Source organism: Microcoleus sp. EPA2 (genome assembly GCA_020882975.1).
Lineage (GTDB): Bacteria > Cyanobacteriota > Cyanobacteriia > Cyanobacteriales > Microcoleaceae > Microcoleus.
The window spans coordinates 236,752-253,845 of the sequence record JAHRFD010000004.1; the positions used below are offsets into that span (position 1 = coordinate 236,752).

6 protein-coding genes are annotated in these 17,094 nt (G+C 45.4%); 4 read left to right on the top strand and 2 right to left on the bottom strand.

Annotated elements, in window-relative coordinates:
• Positions 1–3: 3 nt before the first annotated feature.
• Together AAFP14_RS06810 and gltB are read right to left on the bottom strand one after the other, a co-directional pair.
• Complete coding sequence (locus AAFP14_RS06810; RefSeq protein ID WP_341731533.1) at positions 4–306, bottom strand: hypothetical protein; 303 nt, start codon at positions 304–306, stop codon at positions 4–6.
• Entirely contained in the window at positions 281–4,867 is a 4,587-nt protein-coding gene (gene gltB / locus AAFP14_RS06815) for a glutamate synthase large subunit (protein WP_341731534.1), read from the bottom strand. The genes AAFP14_RS06810 and gltB overlap by 26 nt, the downstream gene beginning before the upstream one ends.
• Positions 4,868–5,526: 659 nt before the next feature.
• On the opposite strand from gltB, the gene AAFP14_RS06820 reads away from it, so the two are divergent.
• The 4 genes from AAFP14_RS06820 (at position 5,527) to AAFP14_RS06835 (ending at position 16,992) form a co-directional block, all read left to right on the top strand.
• Positions 5,527–5,949 (top strand): phosphomannose isomerase type II C-terminal cupin domain, encoded by a 423-nt coding sequence (locus AAFP14_RS06820; RefSeq protein ID WP_341731535.1) that lies wholly within the window; start codon positions 5,527–5,529, stop codon positions 5,947–5,949.
• 189 nt (positions 5,950–6,138) lie between these two features.
• Positions 6,139–6,462: a HesB/IscA family protein gene (locus tag AAFP14_RS06825; protein WP_341731536.1), complete on the top strand. Its 324-nt coding sequence runs from the start codon at positions 6,139–6,141 to the stop codon at positions 6,460–6,462.
• Positions 6,463–6,758: 296 nt separating this feature from the next.
• Positions 6,759–13,220: a PAS domain S-box protein gene (locus AAFP14_RS06830; RefSeq protein WP_341731537.1), complete on the top strand. Its 6,462-nt coding sequence runs from the start codon at positions 6,759–6,761 to the stop codon at positions 13,218–13,220.
• Between the two features lie 82 nt (positions 13,221–13,302).
• The gene (locus tag AAFP14_RS06835) at positions 13,303–16,992 is read left to right on the top strand and encodes a PAS domain S-box protein (protein WP_341731538.1); all 3,690 of its coding nucleotides are present in this window, start codon (positions 13,303–13,305) and stop codon (positions 16,990–16,992) included.
• The last annotated feature ends 102 nt before the right edge of the window (positions 16,993–17,094 follow it).

The following is a 17,094-nucleotide window of genomic DNA, read 5'->3' on the forward strand; positions in this document are numbered from 1 at the left end:
GCCTTAGAAACCGGGTTTCTTTCCACTCTCGGTGATGATGCAGAAATTATCGCAGAAACCCGGTTTCTCTGCTGTGATGCAAAGTTCCTGGTACATTAAGGCCTTAGAAACCGGGTTTCTTTCCACCATCTCGGTGATGATGCCAAGATTATCGCAGAAACCCGGTTTCTCTGCTGTGATGCAAAGTTCCTGGTACATTAAGGCCTTAGAAACCGGGTTTCTTTCCACCATCTCGGTGATGATGCCAAGACTGTCGCAGAAACCCGGTTTCTTGCATTTACTAACTACCCCCAATCCGGGCCACATCGCGAGCGTTTTCTTCAAACGCAGCCGTCAGCGCATCATCACCGCTTAAACCCGCAGCGATCGCCCTTTCAATGGCCTGCAACACCCGCTTATAATCCTTCGGCATCACCTTCACAAACACCGGCACCATCGCATCCCAATTTGCCAAAACCTTCGATGCTTTCGCACTTCCAGTCAAATCGAAATGAGTCTGAATTAACTGCCGCAAATCGCTAATTTCCTCAGCATCCTCCAACTTTTCTAAACCTACCATTGACATATTGCAACGAGTTGCAAAATCTCCCGCTTCATCCAAAATGTAAGCGACACCGCCACTCATTCCCGCTGCAAAATTGCGCCCGGTTTCACCCAAAACTACAACTTTGCCACCAGTCATGTACTCGCAACCGTGATCGCCCACACCCTCGACTACTGTGTTAACGCCGGAGTTGCGCACCCCAAAACGTTCGCCCGCCATCCCTCGGATGAAAACCTCACCAGATGTGGCTCCGTAAAGCACTACGTTGCCGACAATCACGTTTTCTTCTGCGACGAAGGTGGCAACTGGCGACGGGTACAGCACGATTTTGCCACCGCTGAGGCCTTTGCCCAAATAGTCGTTGGCTTCCCCTTCGAGCTCTAGGGTGACTCCTTTGGGTACGAATGCCCCAAAGCTTTGTCCAGCGCTGCCTTGGAAGTGCAGGTGCACGGTGTCATCGGGCAAACCTTCCCAGTGGCGTTTGGTGATTTCGTTGCCGAGAATTGTGCCGACAACGCGGTTGACGTTGGTGATTGGGAGAGTTGCTTTGACTGGTGTGCCGTTTTCGATCGCACCTTTGCACAAATCCAGCAGTACACTAAGGTCGATCGACTTTTCCAAACCGTGATCCTGCGGCATCTGACAATAGCGCCCGACATCCGCCCCAACCTCCGGCTGATACAGGATGTTCGAGAAGTCCAAACCCTTAGCCTTCCAGTGCTCTACCGCCTGTTTCGCTTCCAAAACATCGGTGCGCCCTACCATTTCATTCAGGGTGCGGAAGCCCAACTGCGCCATGATTTCCCGGACTTCTTGGGCGACGAAGGTCATAAAGTTTACCGTATGTTGCGGATCTCCCGTAAAGTTTTTCCGCAACAGGGGATCTTGTGTCGCAACGCCGACGGGGCAAGTGTTCTGATGGCAAACGCGCATCATGATGCAGCCCAATGTCACCAGCGGCGCGGTAGCAAAACCGAATTCCTCAGCACCAAGCAAGGCAGCAATTGCTACATCGCGGCCAGTTTTGAGTTGTCCGTCGGTTTCCACCGCAATCCGACTGCGGAGATTGTTGAGTACCAGGGTTTGGTGAGTTTCAGCCAATCCCAATTCCCAAGGTAAGCCGGCGTGTTTGATCGATGTTTGCGGCGACGCGCCGGTACCGCCGTCGTAGCCGGAGATGAGCACCACATCCGCGTGGGCTTTAGCAACCCCAGCCGCGATCGTCCCGACTCCCACTTCCGACACGAGTTTGACGCTAATCCGCGCTTCCCGGTTGGCATTTTTCAAGTCGTGAATCAATTCAGCCAAATCTTCGATCGAATAAATGTCGTGGTGAGGAGGAGGCGAAATCAAACCAACACCGGGTGTCGAGTGCCGTACCTTGGCAATCCACGGGTATACTTTTTTACCGGGTAACTGTCCGCCTTCTCCGGGTTTTGCCCCTTGCGCCATCTTGATTTGGACTTCCCGCGCCTGAGACAAATACAAGCTGGTAACGCCGAAACGCCCGGAAGCAACTTGTTTGATCGCACTGTTTTTTGAGTCACCGCGATCGTTTGTCCAAGTATAGCGATCGGGATCTTCGCCGCCTTCACCAGTGTTCGATTTACCACCAATGCGATTCATCGCTACGGCTAAAGATTCGTGGGCTTCCTTAGAAATCGAACCGTAACTCATCGCCCCAGTTTTGAAGCGTTTGAGAATAGATTCGATCGGCTCAACTTCCTCAATTGGAATCGATTCCCGCTGCTTGAATTGCAACAAACCGCGTAGGGTAAAATGCTGTTGGTTTTGTTCGTTAACCAGGGCGGAATACTTTTGGAAAAGCGGATAACTTCCTTCGCGTACTGCTTGTTGCAGGGCGTGGATGGTTTGCGGGCTGAACAGGTGGGCTTCTCCTTCCTTGCGCCATTGATATTCGCCGCCGACATCGAGGGTGTGTCCGCTGGATGGGCGATCGGGGAATGCGTGGGTATGGCGTAAAATGGCTTCTTGGGCGATGACTTCGAGGTCTACTCCTTCAATCCGCGATGCTGTCCAGGTGAAGTATTTATTGACTACGGATTTGTTTAAGCCGATCGCCTCAAATATCTGGGCACCACGGTAACTTTGAATTGTCGAAATCCCAATTTTTGAAGCAACTTTGGTCACGCCTTTGGTTGCGGCTTTCACGTAGTTTTTGCTAGCTGTTTTGGTATCAACATTTACCAGCAAACCTTGGCGGATCGAATCGGCGATCGTCTCAAAGGCCAAATACGGATTGATCGCACCACAACCATAGCCGATTAAAGTCGCAAAGTGATGCACTTCGCGCGGTTCCCCAGATTCGAGCACCAGTCCCGCCTGCGTGCGTGTACCCTGGCGGATCAGGTGGTGGTGGAGGCCCGCAACTGCTAGCAGTGCCGGAATTGGAGCGTTTTCGGCATCAATTCCCCGATCGCTCAAAATCAGGATATTCACCCCAGAGGCGATCGCACTATCTGCGGCAGCAAACAAATCTTCTAATGCCTGTTCGAGACCTTTTACTCCTGTTTTGGGGTCAAACAAAATTGGCAGTGTAATAGAGCGGAAATTGCCCGTTGTTACGTGTTTGAGTTTCGCCAATTCTTCATTGCTGAGAATTGGTGTTTTCAACTCAATCAAGTGACAGCTTTCTGGTTCCGGTTTCAGCAAATTGCGTTCCGATCCGATGGTTGTTTCGGCAGAAGTCACAATCTCTTCTCTGATTGAATCAATCGGCGGATTTGTAACTTGAGCAAACAACTGTTGGAAGTATTCATAAAGTAGCTTTGACCGATTGGAAAGCACTGCCAGCGGGGTATCTGCACCCATTGCCCCGACAGCTTCCACCCCGTCCCGTGCCATCGGCGCTAACAGCAACCGCAGTTCTTCAAAGGTGTAGCCAAAGGCCATTTGTTGCTGCAATACTGGCACTGGGTTAGATTCTGCAACTGCGGGGGCTTCTGGTAGCTTGGCAATCTCGACCATGTGCTGCTCGATCCACTCGCGGTACGGGTGTTCCGAAGCAATTTTATGTTTGATTTCTTCGTCAGAAATGATGCGACCTTCAGCGGTATTTACTAAAAACATCCGGCCTGGTTGTAGGCGACCTTTGGATGCAATTCTTTCCGGTGCGATCGGCAAAACTCCAGCTTCCGATGCCATAATTACTATGTCGTCTTTGGTGACGCAGTAGCGGGATGGGCGCAAACCGTTGCGATCGAGCACGGCGCCGATCGATGTACCATCCGTAAAGGCGATGGAAGCAGGCCCGTCCCAAGGTTCCATCAAGCAGGAATGATATTCGTAGAAAGCTTTTTTCTCGTCACTCATGGACTCGTGGGCTGTCCAAGGTTCGGGAATCATCATCATCACGGCGTGAGGCAGAGAACGCCCGGCCAAAGTCAGCAATTCTAAAGCATTATCAAAGATAGTGGAGTCGCTGCCTTCGATATTGATTAAATTGGGGATTTTCTTTAAATCATCGCCGAATAGTTCCGACTCGAACATCGATTGCCGCGCGTTCATCCAGTTGATGTTGCCGCGCATGGTGTTGATTTCGCCGTTGTGGGCGATGTAGCGGTAAGGGTGCGATCGCTCCCAACTCGGAAATGTATTGGTGCTGAAGCGCGAGTGAACTAGGGCTAGAGCGCTTTCCATGTCTGGGTCATGCAGTTCGGGATAGTAATCTCCCACTTGCACCGGCATCAGCATTCCTTTGTAGACGATCGTCCGGCAGGAAAGTGTGGAATTATACCAGTAGGGGTCTACGTTAGTCCTGCGAATCGCATTGTGTGCCCGTTTGCGAATGACGTAGAGTTTCCGCTCAAAAGCCGCCTCGTCCATACCTGCGGGGCGGCTGACGAACACTTGCTGCATAAAAGGTTCGCTGGCTTTGGCGGTATCGCCCAGGGAGGAATTATCCGTGGGGACATCGCGCCAACCTAGTAGGGGACAGCCTTCTGCGGCTGCGATTTCGGCAAAGATGCGTTTGCCGTTTTCCCGTTCCGTCTGGTTTCGCGATGAGTAAATTGCACCAACGCCGTACTCGCCAGCTTCGGGAAGTTCGATATTTTGGGCTGCTGCTACTTTTGAAAGAAACTTGTGGGGCACTTGCATCAAAATCCCCGCGCCGTCTCCGGTGTTGGGCTCGCAGCCGCAGGCCCCCCGATGGTCGAGATTCAGCAGGATTGTCAGTGCCTGTTCTACTATTTCGTGGGATTTGTTACCCTTAACGTGTACGATGAAGCCGACTCCGCAAGCGTCGTGCTCGAACTGCGGATCGTACAGGCCTTGCTTTTCTGGCAGTCCTTTGTTGTTCATTTTGATGTGTCTCTCAAAGTGGTGAAAAGATGTTGATCTAGAGTAGAGCGTGGGATGTCGATCGATCTAGTATCATTTATTATATGTGGATCTACTACATTGGGCAGAGCCACCAAAGAATCCCAGCCTAGGCGATCGCTCTGAGTCAAAAAATAGTTAAAGCTGATGAGTTAACTATCGAACCTGAAGGTCTAAATATCGATCGAGAACGGTTAAATCAGTCCAAAAACACCATAAATCCTGCAACATATCCCGTTAAATCCAGAACCCGCCGCTACATATGAAGATTTAATATAGATTTAGGCAAAGATCGAATTTTGGGTGACAGCAGCTAGAGTGATTTTGTTATGGTTGTTAAGGCGAGTAGATCGGGCTGAGCAGATTTATAAGAAATACCCTGAAAACCCTGTGACTTTAGTCCAGGGATGAAAGGGCGTTGCAGGATAAATCCAGCCTACTCTCAAAGAGGTTCAATGTAACGCTTAACTGTTTCTGTACAGATATTCCGCGCAGTAGAGACCAAGTAGCAATGCTATAATTGTACAGTTAGCTCCCCATCCGCCCTGGTCAGCTTTAATTTTAACAATAAATTTAGCTAGCCTCAACAACCAACCTAGTTTACCAAAGAATTCAGCCAGCAATCCAGAAGGAGTAAAAACATGGTTCAGATTCAAGAAAATCCTCAAACATCTACTCTCCACACACCTGTGGAAATCAACGGTATTACCCCCACAGAAATGCGCCCTTGGGGTTCATTTACTACCCTCGAAGAAGGGCCTGGATATAAAATTAAACGCATAGAAGTTAACCCCGGACATCGCCTCAGCCTCCAAATGCACCACCATCGCAGCGAACACTGGATCGTGGTTTCTGGTACTGCTAAAGTTACTTGTGGCGAAAATGAACAAGTTCTATTTACTAATCAATCTACCTACGTTCCTCAGTGCATCAATCACCGTCTGGAAAATCCCGGTGTGATTCCCCTGATTTTAATTGAAGTACAGAATGGCGAATATCTTGGAGAAGACGATATTGTACGTTTTCAAGATGATTATGCCCGGACTGAATCTAAGGCTAAATAACCTATAAACTGGTAATTGGGGATAGGGCCTAGGGCTAGCGAGTATTCGCACCAAAAAGTAAGCAATAAACAATTAGTCATAAGCCGCAACTAATAACTAATTCCCAATTACCCATTCCGAATTACCAATTACCCATTCCCAATTCCCAATTCCCAATTCCCAATTCCCCATTCCCCATTCCCAAAATTAATGATTCATCTTAGCAAAACCGCAGCTCAGGAAGTAATGCGCCTCAAATCTAAGCATCCAAACCCCAATGCTTTATTTCGTTTAGGCGTCGAATCTAGCGGTTGTTCCGGTTTATCTTATACCATGGCTTTTGAGGATGCGATCGACTCAGAAGCCAATGTTTGCGAGTCGGAGGGCATTGAAATTGCGATCGACCCCCAGCATTTAAAATATCTCAACGAGCTCACCTTGGACTATTCAGAGGATTTGATGGGCGGCGGTTTCCGATTTCACAATCCTAATGCGACTAAAAGTTGTAGCTGCGGCAATTCGTTTTCTGCATAGAGATAAATACTCAACCTCTAGGCTTCGTCAGTTATAGCCTTTCGAGCTCTCCTATGAGGTACGAGCGAGAATTGGTAATAGGTAAACAGTTCAAATAAGCTGGTCAAGACTACCAAGTTGAACTATCAAGTGAGATGATTATCGTCCTTGGTCCGTCAGATTTCGAGTAAATATACTGATGAAATAATTGAGATTGTAAAGTATAAATATAAAATAGCGATGGCTCTGAAAATATCATGGTAAAACCGCTTTTTCCGAAAGTTATTTTTGGAGACTTACTAATAAAATGATCCGTCATGCAGCTTAAAGACTTGCCAACTCTAGAGCGAGCTATCGATCGTCACCCCATAACTGTAGCACCTCAAACATCACTCCTCGATGTTCTGCGCTTAATGGGAGAAGTAGATGGCGAGGATAGTTTCTGGTTCCCACAAGCAACGGTTATTGAGAGTGGCGATGAACCAGAAAGTAACCAGAGGATGTCACTTTTACACAATGGTTGCGTTTTGGTAGTTGAGGAGTCCTCCAATCATCGCACCACATCTCTGGCTGGAATTTTCACAGCCAGAGATGCTGTGTGTCTGGCGGCGTCGGGTATAACTTGCTTGAGCCGCCTCAAAATCGCTGATGTGATGAGACAGCCTCAAGTGGTTTTCAAGCTGTCGGAAGCTCAAGATATTTTTACGCCATTACTGATATTTCGCCAACATCAAATTTCCTATCTGCCGATTGTAGACGATCGCGATCGACTCTTGGGGATAGTTACTCCCGAAAGTATCTTGGAAACTCTGCAAAGCGCTAATCTCCTCAAATTAGGCACTGTCGCAGAAGTCATGAAAACTCAAATCCTGAGCGTACCCAGACATACATCGGTACTCAAAATTGCTCAGTTGATGGTACAAAATCTCGCCAGTTGGGCGCTAATTACCGACAATCTCAGAGAGGGAGTAGAGTACGAAGTAGCAGAAATTTCCCGCATCATTCCCACAGGTATCGTCACAGAACATAAGATTTTACAAGCACAAGCTCTCGGCATAGATTTAGCACAAACTCCTGCTTCAGCTATTATGAGAAGGCTGGGAACTCACCTCAACCCAGAAGATTCCCTGTGGCGTGCTTTTCAGCAAATGCAGCAAGAGCAAATGCAGCCTTTATTAGTATCTCAGTTTCGCGAAAATGTCCACGATACTCTGTTAGGAATCGTCGCCCAGGTAGACTTATTGGGTTTGTTGGAACCAGCCCAAATTTATAAAGGACTCAAACGCGCACAGCAATCTATTCGTCAACTACAAATCGAAAATACTGAATTGCTACGCAGTCGTAATGCGGAACTAGAAACCCAGGTAGAGCAGCGTACTGCTGAACTCCAAGCAGCACTGACAAAGGTTGAACAACAAGCAAAACAAGCTGCACTCATTAACCAAATTGTTCAGGTGATGCGAGATACGATGGTTGTCGATCAAATTTTGCAGACGACGGTAGATCAGTTGCATCAATCCCTGAATGTCAGTCGCTGCGTAATTTTGGAAGAAAACAGCCACCGAGAAACTTCCATTACCTACTTTAGTGAAGCTACCCCAGAAGCAGAACAATTACTGGGAATGCACTGTCCGATATTGAACCGCTACAAACAGCAATTAATTCACGGCCATCAAGTTCTATTTAACAAAATTGACGACTCTTTAACCCCAGAGTTGCAAGCAGTTGCCCGTCAGTTTAGTGTTCGTGCTCTGTCGATTACACCGCTGGTATATCAACAACAGTTCCTGGGTGCGATTTGCCTGCACCAGTGCGATCGCGATCGGGAATGGACTGATTCGGAATTGGAATTTGTCAAGACGATTTCTACTCATTGTGCCATCGCCATTCATCAAGCCAAACTTTATCAACAAGTACAAACTGAACTGGCAGAACGAGAGCGCGCCGAAGCAGCCCTGCAAACACAAAAAGCATTTCTGCGAAATGTGATCGACACCAGCCCTCACGCCATTTTTGTTAAAGATTGTAATGGAACATATGTTTTAGTCAATCAATCTCTTGCCGAACTCTTAGGTACAACAGTAGAAAATTTGACTGGCAAAAAAGATGCCGAATTTATTGACGATCCTGCACAAGTTGAGAAATTTTTGGCTGATGTTCGAGAAATTACCAGCACGTTACAGCCCAAATTTTTTTTAGAAGAAACTGTTACCACGCCTACGGGAGAAATTCGGTACTTTCAAATAGTCAAAAAACCTCTGCTATCTGCCGATGGTACCAGTTGTCAAATCCTTGGTGTCGCTACGGATATTACCCATCGCAAATTCGCCGAACAAGCCCTACGGGAGAGCGAACAACTCTTCCGCTTAATGGCAGATACAGCCCCAGTATTTATCTGGATGTCAGGTACTGATAGTCTGCGGAATTTTTTTAATCAAGGCTGGTTAGATTTTACAGGTAAAACTTTAGAAGAACAACTAGATAACGGTTGGACAGCAGCAGTCCATCCCGATGATTTGCACCAGTGTTTAGATATCTATCTATCCTCTTTTAACACCCGTCAAAAATTCCTGATGGAATACCGTCTCAGGAATGTTGATGGGGAGTTTCGTTGGATTTTAGATAGAGGCGTGCCTCGGTTTACGCCCAGTGGCGATTTTGCAGGTTACATTGGCTCCTGTGTTGATATCACCGAGCGTAAAGTTGCTGAGGAGTCCCTGCAACAAGCCAAAGAGCAATTACAAGCGGTATTGGATGCCGTACCAGGATTTATTTCTTGGATTGATGCTGATGGGAAATACCTTGGTGTTAACCGACATCTGGCTGACAGCTTTAACTTGAGGCCCAAGGATTTTATTGGCAAAGAACTTGGTTTTATGCAAAATAGCCCCGTGTTTACAGAATTTATGATTCAGTTTATTCGTAGTTCTGATGTGGAGGCTTCCCAAGTTATTGAATCACAAATTGATGGTCGAGCGCGACATTACTTACTCGCCGCTCACAAATATCAACAAGAAACGGCGGTGGTGTGCGTCGGGATTGATATTACAGAACGCAAACAAGCAGAAGAATCTCTACGGGAGAGCCAGATAAAATTGAGCGCTATCTTCAATAATACATTTCAGTTTACGGGCTTGTTGCAATTAGATGGTACTTTGGTGGAACCCAACCAGACGGTACTAGATTTCGGTGGCTTGCAGTTAGCTGATGTGGTTGGAATTCCCTTGTGGGAAACTCGCTGGTGGACAATTTCCACCGCGACTCAAGAACGTTTAAAAAGTGCGATCGCCTACGCTGCATCTGGTAACTTTATCCGTTATGAAGCTGATGTTTTGGGTGTTGGTAATACCATAGCCACTGTGGACTTCTCCATCAAGCCAATGAAAGATGAGGCCGGAGAAGTGGTAATGCTGATTGCTGAAGGTCGCGATATTACTGAATTAAAGCAGGCGCAGAACGATCGCGATCGCTTTTTCAATAATTCGATGGATCTAATGGCGATCGCCGAATTCAACGGTTGTTTTAAGCTAGTCAACCCCGCTTGCACAGAAATTCTTGGTTATACCAAAGACGAACTAGAAGGTCAAAATTTCATTGAATTAATTCACCCCGATGACTTACAAACAGTCCAAAATGTATGGGAACAAGAAAAAAATACTGGTCATGCAGTGCGGGATTTGGAAATTCGCTTTCGTTGTTTGAACGGTACTTACAAGTGGCTCTCTTGGAACAGCATTCCTTTCCCAGAAGAAGGCATCAGCTATGGCTTTGCTCGCGATATTACTGCTCGTAAATCTGCTGAAAAAGCCTGGGAGCTACTCAATGAAGAGCTGGAAAACAAAGTCGAGGAACGTACAGCTCAGTTAAGGATAGCTAACCAGCAATTACACCAAGAAATTAGGGAACGCCAGCAATTTGAGGCGGCATTGAGAGCCAGTCAAGAGCAGCTACAAGCCATTCTTGATAACTCCCCAGCCGTGATTTATTTAGTAGACATTCAAAACAGATATATCCTGGTTAATCACAAATTTGAAAATTTGTTTGGAGTGACAACAAAACAACTGATTGGTCAAAGCATTTACACTCAATTTCCAGAGAAAATAGCCAATTATTTTGCTGAAAAAAATCGTCTAGTAGTTGAAAGCGGACAACCCATAAAAAGCGAAGAAACTATACCTTTGAAGGATGGAATACACACTTATATTACCATTAAATTTCCCCTCAAAGATGCCCAGGGAGTTACCTATGCCGTTTGCGGTATTTCTACAGATATTACCGATCGCCAAATTGCAGAAGAAACCCTGCGACGACAATTAGCTGCTGTAGAAGCCGCCACAGATGGGATTGCCATTCTGAATGCCCAAGGTGAATACATCTACTTGAACGCTTCCCACAACCAAATATTTGGATACGACAGCAGCAGTAGCCTGCTAGGTAAAACTTGGCGCGAACTCTACTCTCAAGAAGAAATTGAACGATTCGACAGTGAAATATTTCCCCTATTTTGGCAAGCAGGAAAATGGCAAGGAGAAGCAACTGCTAACAAACGGGATGGTACAAAAATTGCCCAGGAAATTTCTCTGACATTAATTGAAGAAGGAGGAATTATTTGTGTTTGTCGCGATATTAGCCAACGCAAAGTTGCTGAAGAAACCTCAAGAATTAGAGACCGGGCGATTACTGCTAGTAGCAATGGTATTATTATCTCCGATGCGAGGCTCCCTGATACTCCATTAATCTACGTTAATCCCGCTTTTGAGCGCATAACTGGTTATTCTGCGGCCGAAGCGATCGGACGTAACTGCCGTTTTCTGCAAGGAACAGAAACCAACCAACTGGAGTTAGATCAACTACGTACTGCTATCAAAGAACAGAAAAATTGTGTAGTCATTTTAAAAAATTATCGCAAAGATGGTACTATGTTCTGGAATGAGTTAAGCATTTCTCCCATTTATGATGCCCACCAAAATCTGACTCATTACATAGGTATTCAAACAGATATCACCGATCGCAAACTTGCCGAAAAAGCACTTTGGGCGACCCAAGATAGATTAAAATATTTACTTTCTTGTAGTCCAGCGGTAATCTACAGTACCAAATCTGCGGGAGATTACTGCCCTACCTTTATTAGCGAAAATATCACCTCACTTGTGGGCTATGAAGCGTGGCAATTCCTAGCAGATTCTAGTTTCTGGAACCGTCACATTCACCCAGAAGATGCCCCCCGCGTCTGGGCTAATCTACAATCACTAATCGAGGAAGGTTCCAACATTCAGGAATACCGCTTTCTCCACCAAGATGGTACTTACCGCTGGCTATACAATCAAACCAAGCTAGTACGAGACGTGGAGGGTAAGCCACGGGAAATAGTTGGTTATTTAGCAGATATTAGCGATCGCAAACAAGCAGAATCAGAGCGATCGCGCTTGGTAGCAATTCTAGAAGCCAGCACCGACTTTGTAGGTATGTCCGATATTAAAGGCAACATACTCTGGAACAACAACCAGATGAAACAGGCTATCGGAATCCCAACCAACCAGGAAGTCTTGCAGTCTGATATTCCCCAATATCACCCCCAATGGGCACTGGAAATTATTCAAAATGAAGGCCTCCCCTCTGCCACTCGCAACGGAGTTTGGGTAGGCGAAACTGCTTTATTAAGAAAGGATGGGACGGAAATGCCCGTTTCCCAAATGATCATCGCCCACAAGTCACCCACAGACACTGTAGAGTTTTATTCCACTTTGATGCGCGATATCACAGCCCTCAAGCAAGCTGAGACAGCATTGCAACAAGCTAAAGATCAATTGCAAGCTGTATTAGATGCCGTACCTGGTTCAGTTTCTTGGATTGGTTCCGATCTACGATACCTTGGCGTTAACCAACACCTTGCTGCTACTTTTAACCTGGGTCCAGATGCTTTTGTTGGTCAAGATATTGGCTTTCTCAAAAACAGTGCTAACTTTGCTGAATTTATGCGTAAATTTATGATTTTACCAGGGACCGCCACCAGTCAAATCATTGATTTAAAAATTGACGATTCTACCCGCAATTACTTGGTAGTCGCCCAGAAATATCAGCAAGGAGCAGCCGCAGTTTCCGTGGGAATTGATATTACCGATCGCAAACTTGCCGAAAGCAAACTCCTAGCATCACTCAAAGATAAAGAAGTCTTGCTTAAAGAAATTCATCATCGAGTCAAAAACAACTTGCAGATAATTTCTAGCCTGCTGAAATTGCAATCGGGGTATATCAAAGATCGAGAAGCATTAACTATGTTTATTGACAGCTACAACCGGGTCCGATCGATGGCACTGATTCACGAAAAGCTCTACCAATCTCAAACTTTGGCAAAGATAGATGCTGCGGACTACATCCGCAATTTAACAGCTAATTTATTCCAGTCTTATACAGTAACCGACACCAAAATTAAATTACAGGTAGAAATAGATCGAATAGAATTAGATATTGATACGGCCATTCCTTGTGGTCTCATCGTCAATGAACTTGTGTCTAATTGTTTAAAGTATGCTTTTTGGGGAAAACAAAATGGTCACATTCACATTAAATTTGTATATCATAACTCCCCTGAATTCCTCCTAATGGTGAGGGACGATGGAGTCGGATTACCATCGGATTTTAACATTGAAGAAAGTGACTCTTTGGGCCTACAACTGGTTTCTAATTTGTCGGAACAACTGGGAGGTGAATTGCAAATATTTAGTGAAGCTGGCACTTGTTTTCAGATTACTTTCGATCTGCCCAAGCCCAGAACTTAAAAAACTCTAAATTTTGGTCGAGCGCCACTTCAATTAAATTTAATCGTCAATATCGCTCTCAAAAATATCTGAACATAATTCTATGATCGATCGTGTTAATCAAAAAAAATCCAGTCTAGATTCGTCGCTCTGGCAAAAAAAATTAATCAAACTATTTGCTAGGATTCACCAAACAACTCAGTGGGTATTTACTGTGCGATCGCTACCCATGATAGTGGCGGTGAGTATTTGTGCGATTACTGTGGTTCTGTGGCACACTCTACTGACAAACGATCGCCACTCTATTGAGAAAGCAATTAACTTAGAAGCAACCAATACCAAAATCCTGATCGCCCACGAGGTACAAGAGCAAATATCCGGGCTAGTTAACATGGCCAAGCAGTGGGAAAAATTAGGAAAGCCATCCAAAGAAATATGGGAAGCTCAAGCAGCATTTTATCTGGAGAGCTGCAAAAGTTGCCAAGCCATACAATGGGTAGACCCCTCCTTCAATGTATCCTGGAGTCTACCAGTTGTAGGCGATCGCACCGAGCAAAACTTCAACTTGGAACTCAAGCAGCAGATAGCACAAGCAATTGCCACTAAAGAACGGAAAGTAATAGTCAGCCATAGCATTAATCTCAAGCAGGGGGGCAAGGGATTTTTGGTATACGTTCCGATTGTCAGGAAAGACAATTTTGCAGGTTTTATTGTTGGTATTTTTAGATTTAAGGAATTATTTGATATTTTATTTGACTCATTAAAATTAAGTTCGGAAGTTACTTACGCGCTGTCAATTTATGATAGAAGTGAAACAATTTATAGCTCTCTAAACGAGCGAAATTTAGCAGCGAATAGCTGGTCAAAAACCACCAAAATACAACTCTATAACATAGCATGGCAAATCCAGGTTTTTCCGCTTCAAAACTCCCTAGTTCAAAAACAATCTCCTCTTCCAGAAGTCCTATTAGTTGTGGGATTTTTGATGGCTGGGCTGCTAGCATGGACAGTTTATCTAACTCAACTTTCGCGACGGCGCGCACAGACATTTGAGACGGTGAATCAGAGACTAGGAAAAGAAATTTCTCAGCGTCAGCGGGTAGAAGAAAGACTAAAAGAAACCACTCGCTTGCAGCGGGCAATTTTGGACAGCGCCAACTACACAATAATTTCTACAGATGTCAACGGCACTATTCTGACTTTCAATCCAACTGCCGAACGATTGTTGCGATATAATGCTTCTGAAGTAGTTGGAAAAACCACCCCTTTGCTCTTCCACAACTTTAAGGAAATATCCAAGCACGCTGACGATTTGTCCCAAGAATTGGGAGTGATAATTGAGCCGGGATTTGAAGTTTTTGTCACGCGCTCGCTCCTGGGAAAAATTGAGGAAAGTGAATGGACTTACATCACCAAAAATATTACAGATACACCCCAAATTAGCATCCCCACAGATATTACTAATTTCTTAGAAAATGACAACCGTTCCTATTTTCCTGTGCTGCTGTCCGTGACAGCTTTGCGCGACTTAGAAGCTAATATTACCGGATTTTTGTTTATCGGCAGTGACATTACTCAGAGAAAGCAAGCCGAGGCATCCTTGCAGCGCCAACGCGAGTTGTTAGAAGTAACCCTGGCTAGTATCGGTGATGCTGTGATTGCTACTGACAAACTAGCTAATATTACCTTCATCAATCCTTGGGCAGAAGTGCTGACGGGATGGCCGGCACAGGAAGCTTTAGGACGACCAATTGACGAAGTATTTTGCATGATTGACGAGCGATCGCGACAAGAGGTCAAAAGTCCTGTCCAACAGGTATTGCAAACCAAAGTTGCCTTTGAATTAAGCGATCGCACTCTTTTGCGACCCCGATCGGGTCAAGAAATACCGATCGACCAAAACTGCACCCCCATTTTCCGCAATACCGGCTCACTTTACGGAGCAGTATTAGTATTTCGCAATACCACCGTCCGACGACAAGCAGAAAATGCCCTGCGAGAAGCAGAAGCCAAATATCGCAACATCTTTGAAAACGCTGTAGAAGGCATTTTTCAAACCACCCTCGACGGTCAATTCATTAATGTCAATCCCGCCCTAGTCGCCATCTATGGCTATGAATCAGCAGCCGATTTGATGGAAAATATTACTAATATTAAAACACAAGTTTATGTCGAACCCAACCGTCGCGACGAATTTGTAAGCTTGATGCAGCAGCACGATGCTTTGTTCCGGTTTGAATCGCAAATTTATCGTCAAGACGGCAAGACAATCTGGATTTCAGAAAATGCTCGCATCGTCCGCGACTCCGACGGTCAACCGCTTTATTATGAAGGCAGTGTGGAAGATATCAGCCAGCGCAAACAAGTCGAAGCAGCATTACTAGAAAGTCAAGAACGCTGGCAGTTAGCAGTCCGTGGCAACAATGACGGTATTTGGGATTGGAATGTCAAAACCAATCAAACCTTCTTCTCCCCTCGCTGGAAAGAAATGATCGGTTATCAAGACCACGAAATTGCCAATCATTTTAGCGAATGGGAAAAACGAATACATCCAGAGGATATTCCCCGCACTATGCAAACAGTTAAAGAGCATTTTGCTCAGCAAACACCCTTTTATATCGTAGAACACCGCATTCTTTGCAAAGATGGTACATACAAATGGATTTTGGCCAGAGGTCAGGCGATTTGGGATGAAGCAGGAAACCCCGTGCGGATGACTGGTTCCCATACAGATATCACTCTCGCCAAGCAAGCTGAGTCAGCCCTCAAAGAAAGTGAAGAATGGTTCCGCAATTTAGTCGAAACTAGCAGCGATTGGGTTTGGGAAGTAGATGCCAACGACTTCTATACTTATGCCAGTCCCAAAGTACGCGAACTCTTAGGTTATGAACCTGAAGAACTGCTAGGCAAAACTCCCTTTGACTTGATGCCTCCCGAAGAATTAGCACGGGTTGCTAACTTTTTTTATGCCATTGCAGCAGCGCAACAGCCCTTTAATTGTGTGGAAAATACCAATCTTCACAAAGACGGTCATTTAGTTGTACTCGAAAGCAGTGGCGTTCCCATCTTCAATGCCGATGGCACCTTTCGGGGTTATCGTGGCATGGATCGAGATATTACCGATCGCAAACAGTCAGATTTCCAGCTAAGAGCCTCCCTGAAAGAGAAAGAAGTGCTCCTGAAAGAAATTCACCACCGAGTTAAAAACAACTTGCAAGTGATATCCAGCCTGCTGAAACTGCAAGCCGGATATATCGACGATGAAAACGTGCAAAGCCTGTTTACAGAAAGTTACAATCGTGTCCGTTCCATGGCACTGATTCACGAAAAACTCTATCAAACCTCTAATTTAGCAAAAATTGATGCTGCTGACTATATTCGCAACTTAGCAGATAATTTATTTCGTTCTTATAACATTTCTACACAAAAAATTGACTTGTGCTTAACAATTGATAAAATTTTGCTGGATGTCGATACGGCAGTTCCTTGTGGATTAATCATCAATGAAATAGTTTCTAATGCCCTCAAGTATGCTTTTACCAATCAAAAATGTGGAGAGATATCTATTCATTTTATCAAAAACGACAGCGACTATCTATTGCTGTCCATCAAAGACAACGGTACGGGACTGCCTCCAGATTTTAATTTAGAAGAATCGGAATCCCTAGGTTTGCAGTTAGTTGTTAATTTAACTGAACAATTAGAAGGAACCCTCACCTATGGGAGCAATGGCGGGACTTGTTTTCAAATTTTATTTAAACCGGTAATCAGGGGTGATACCAAATCCTGGTGAAAAACTCCTATTTATCGAGAGGGGGATAAGGGCAGAGGGAGAAATTAACTCGCGACAAAAAAGGGGGTAGCTTTCCCCGGATTTGAGCTGAAAACCATAACA

Bases quoted from the DNA above. Each gene is read 5' to 3' on its own strand.
- AAFP14_RS06830 (WP_341731537.1), top strand. From the start codon at position 6,759: ATGCAGCTTAAAGACTTGCCAACTCTAGAGCGAGCTATCGATCGTCAC.
- AAFP14_RS06835 (WP_341731538.1), top strand. From the start codon at position 13,303: ATGATCGATCGTGTTAATCAAAAAAAATCCAGTCTAGATTCGTCGCTC.
- AAFP14_RS06810 (WP_341731533.1), bottom strand. From the start codon at position 306: ATGTGGCCCGGATTGGGGGTAGTTAGTAAATGCAAGAAACCGGGTTTC.
- gltB (WP_341731534.1), bottom strand. From the start codon at position 4,867: ATGAACAACAAAGGACTGCCAGAAAAGCAAGGCCTGTACGATCCGCAG.
- AAFP14_RS06820 (WP_341731535.1), top strand. From the start codon at position 5,527: ATGGTTCAGATTCAAGAAAATCCTCAAACATCTACTCTCCACACACCT.
- AAFP14_RS06825 (WP_341731536.1), top strand. From the start codon at position 6,139: ATGATTCATCTTAGCAAAACCGCAGCTCAGGAAGTAATGCGCCTCAAA.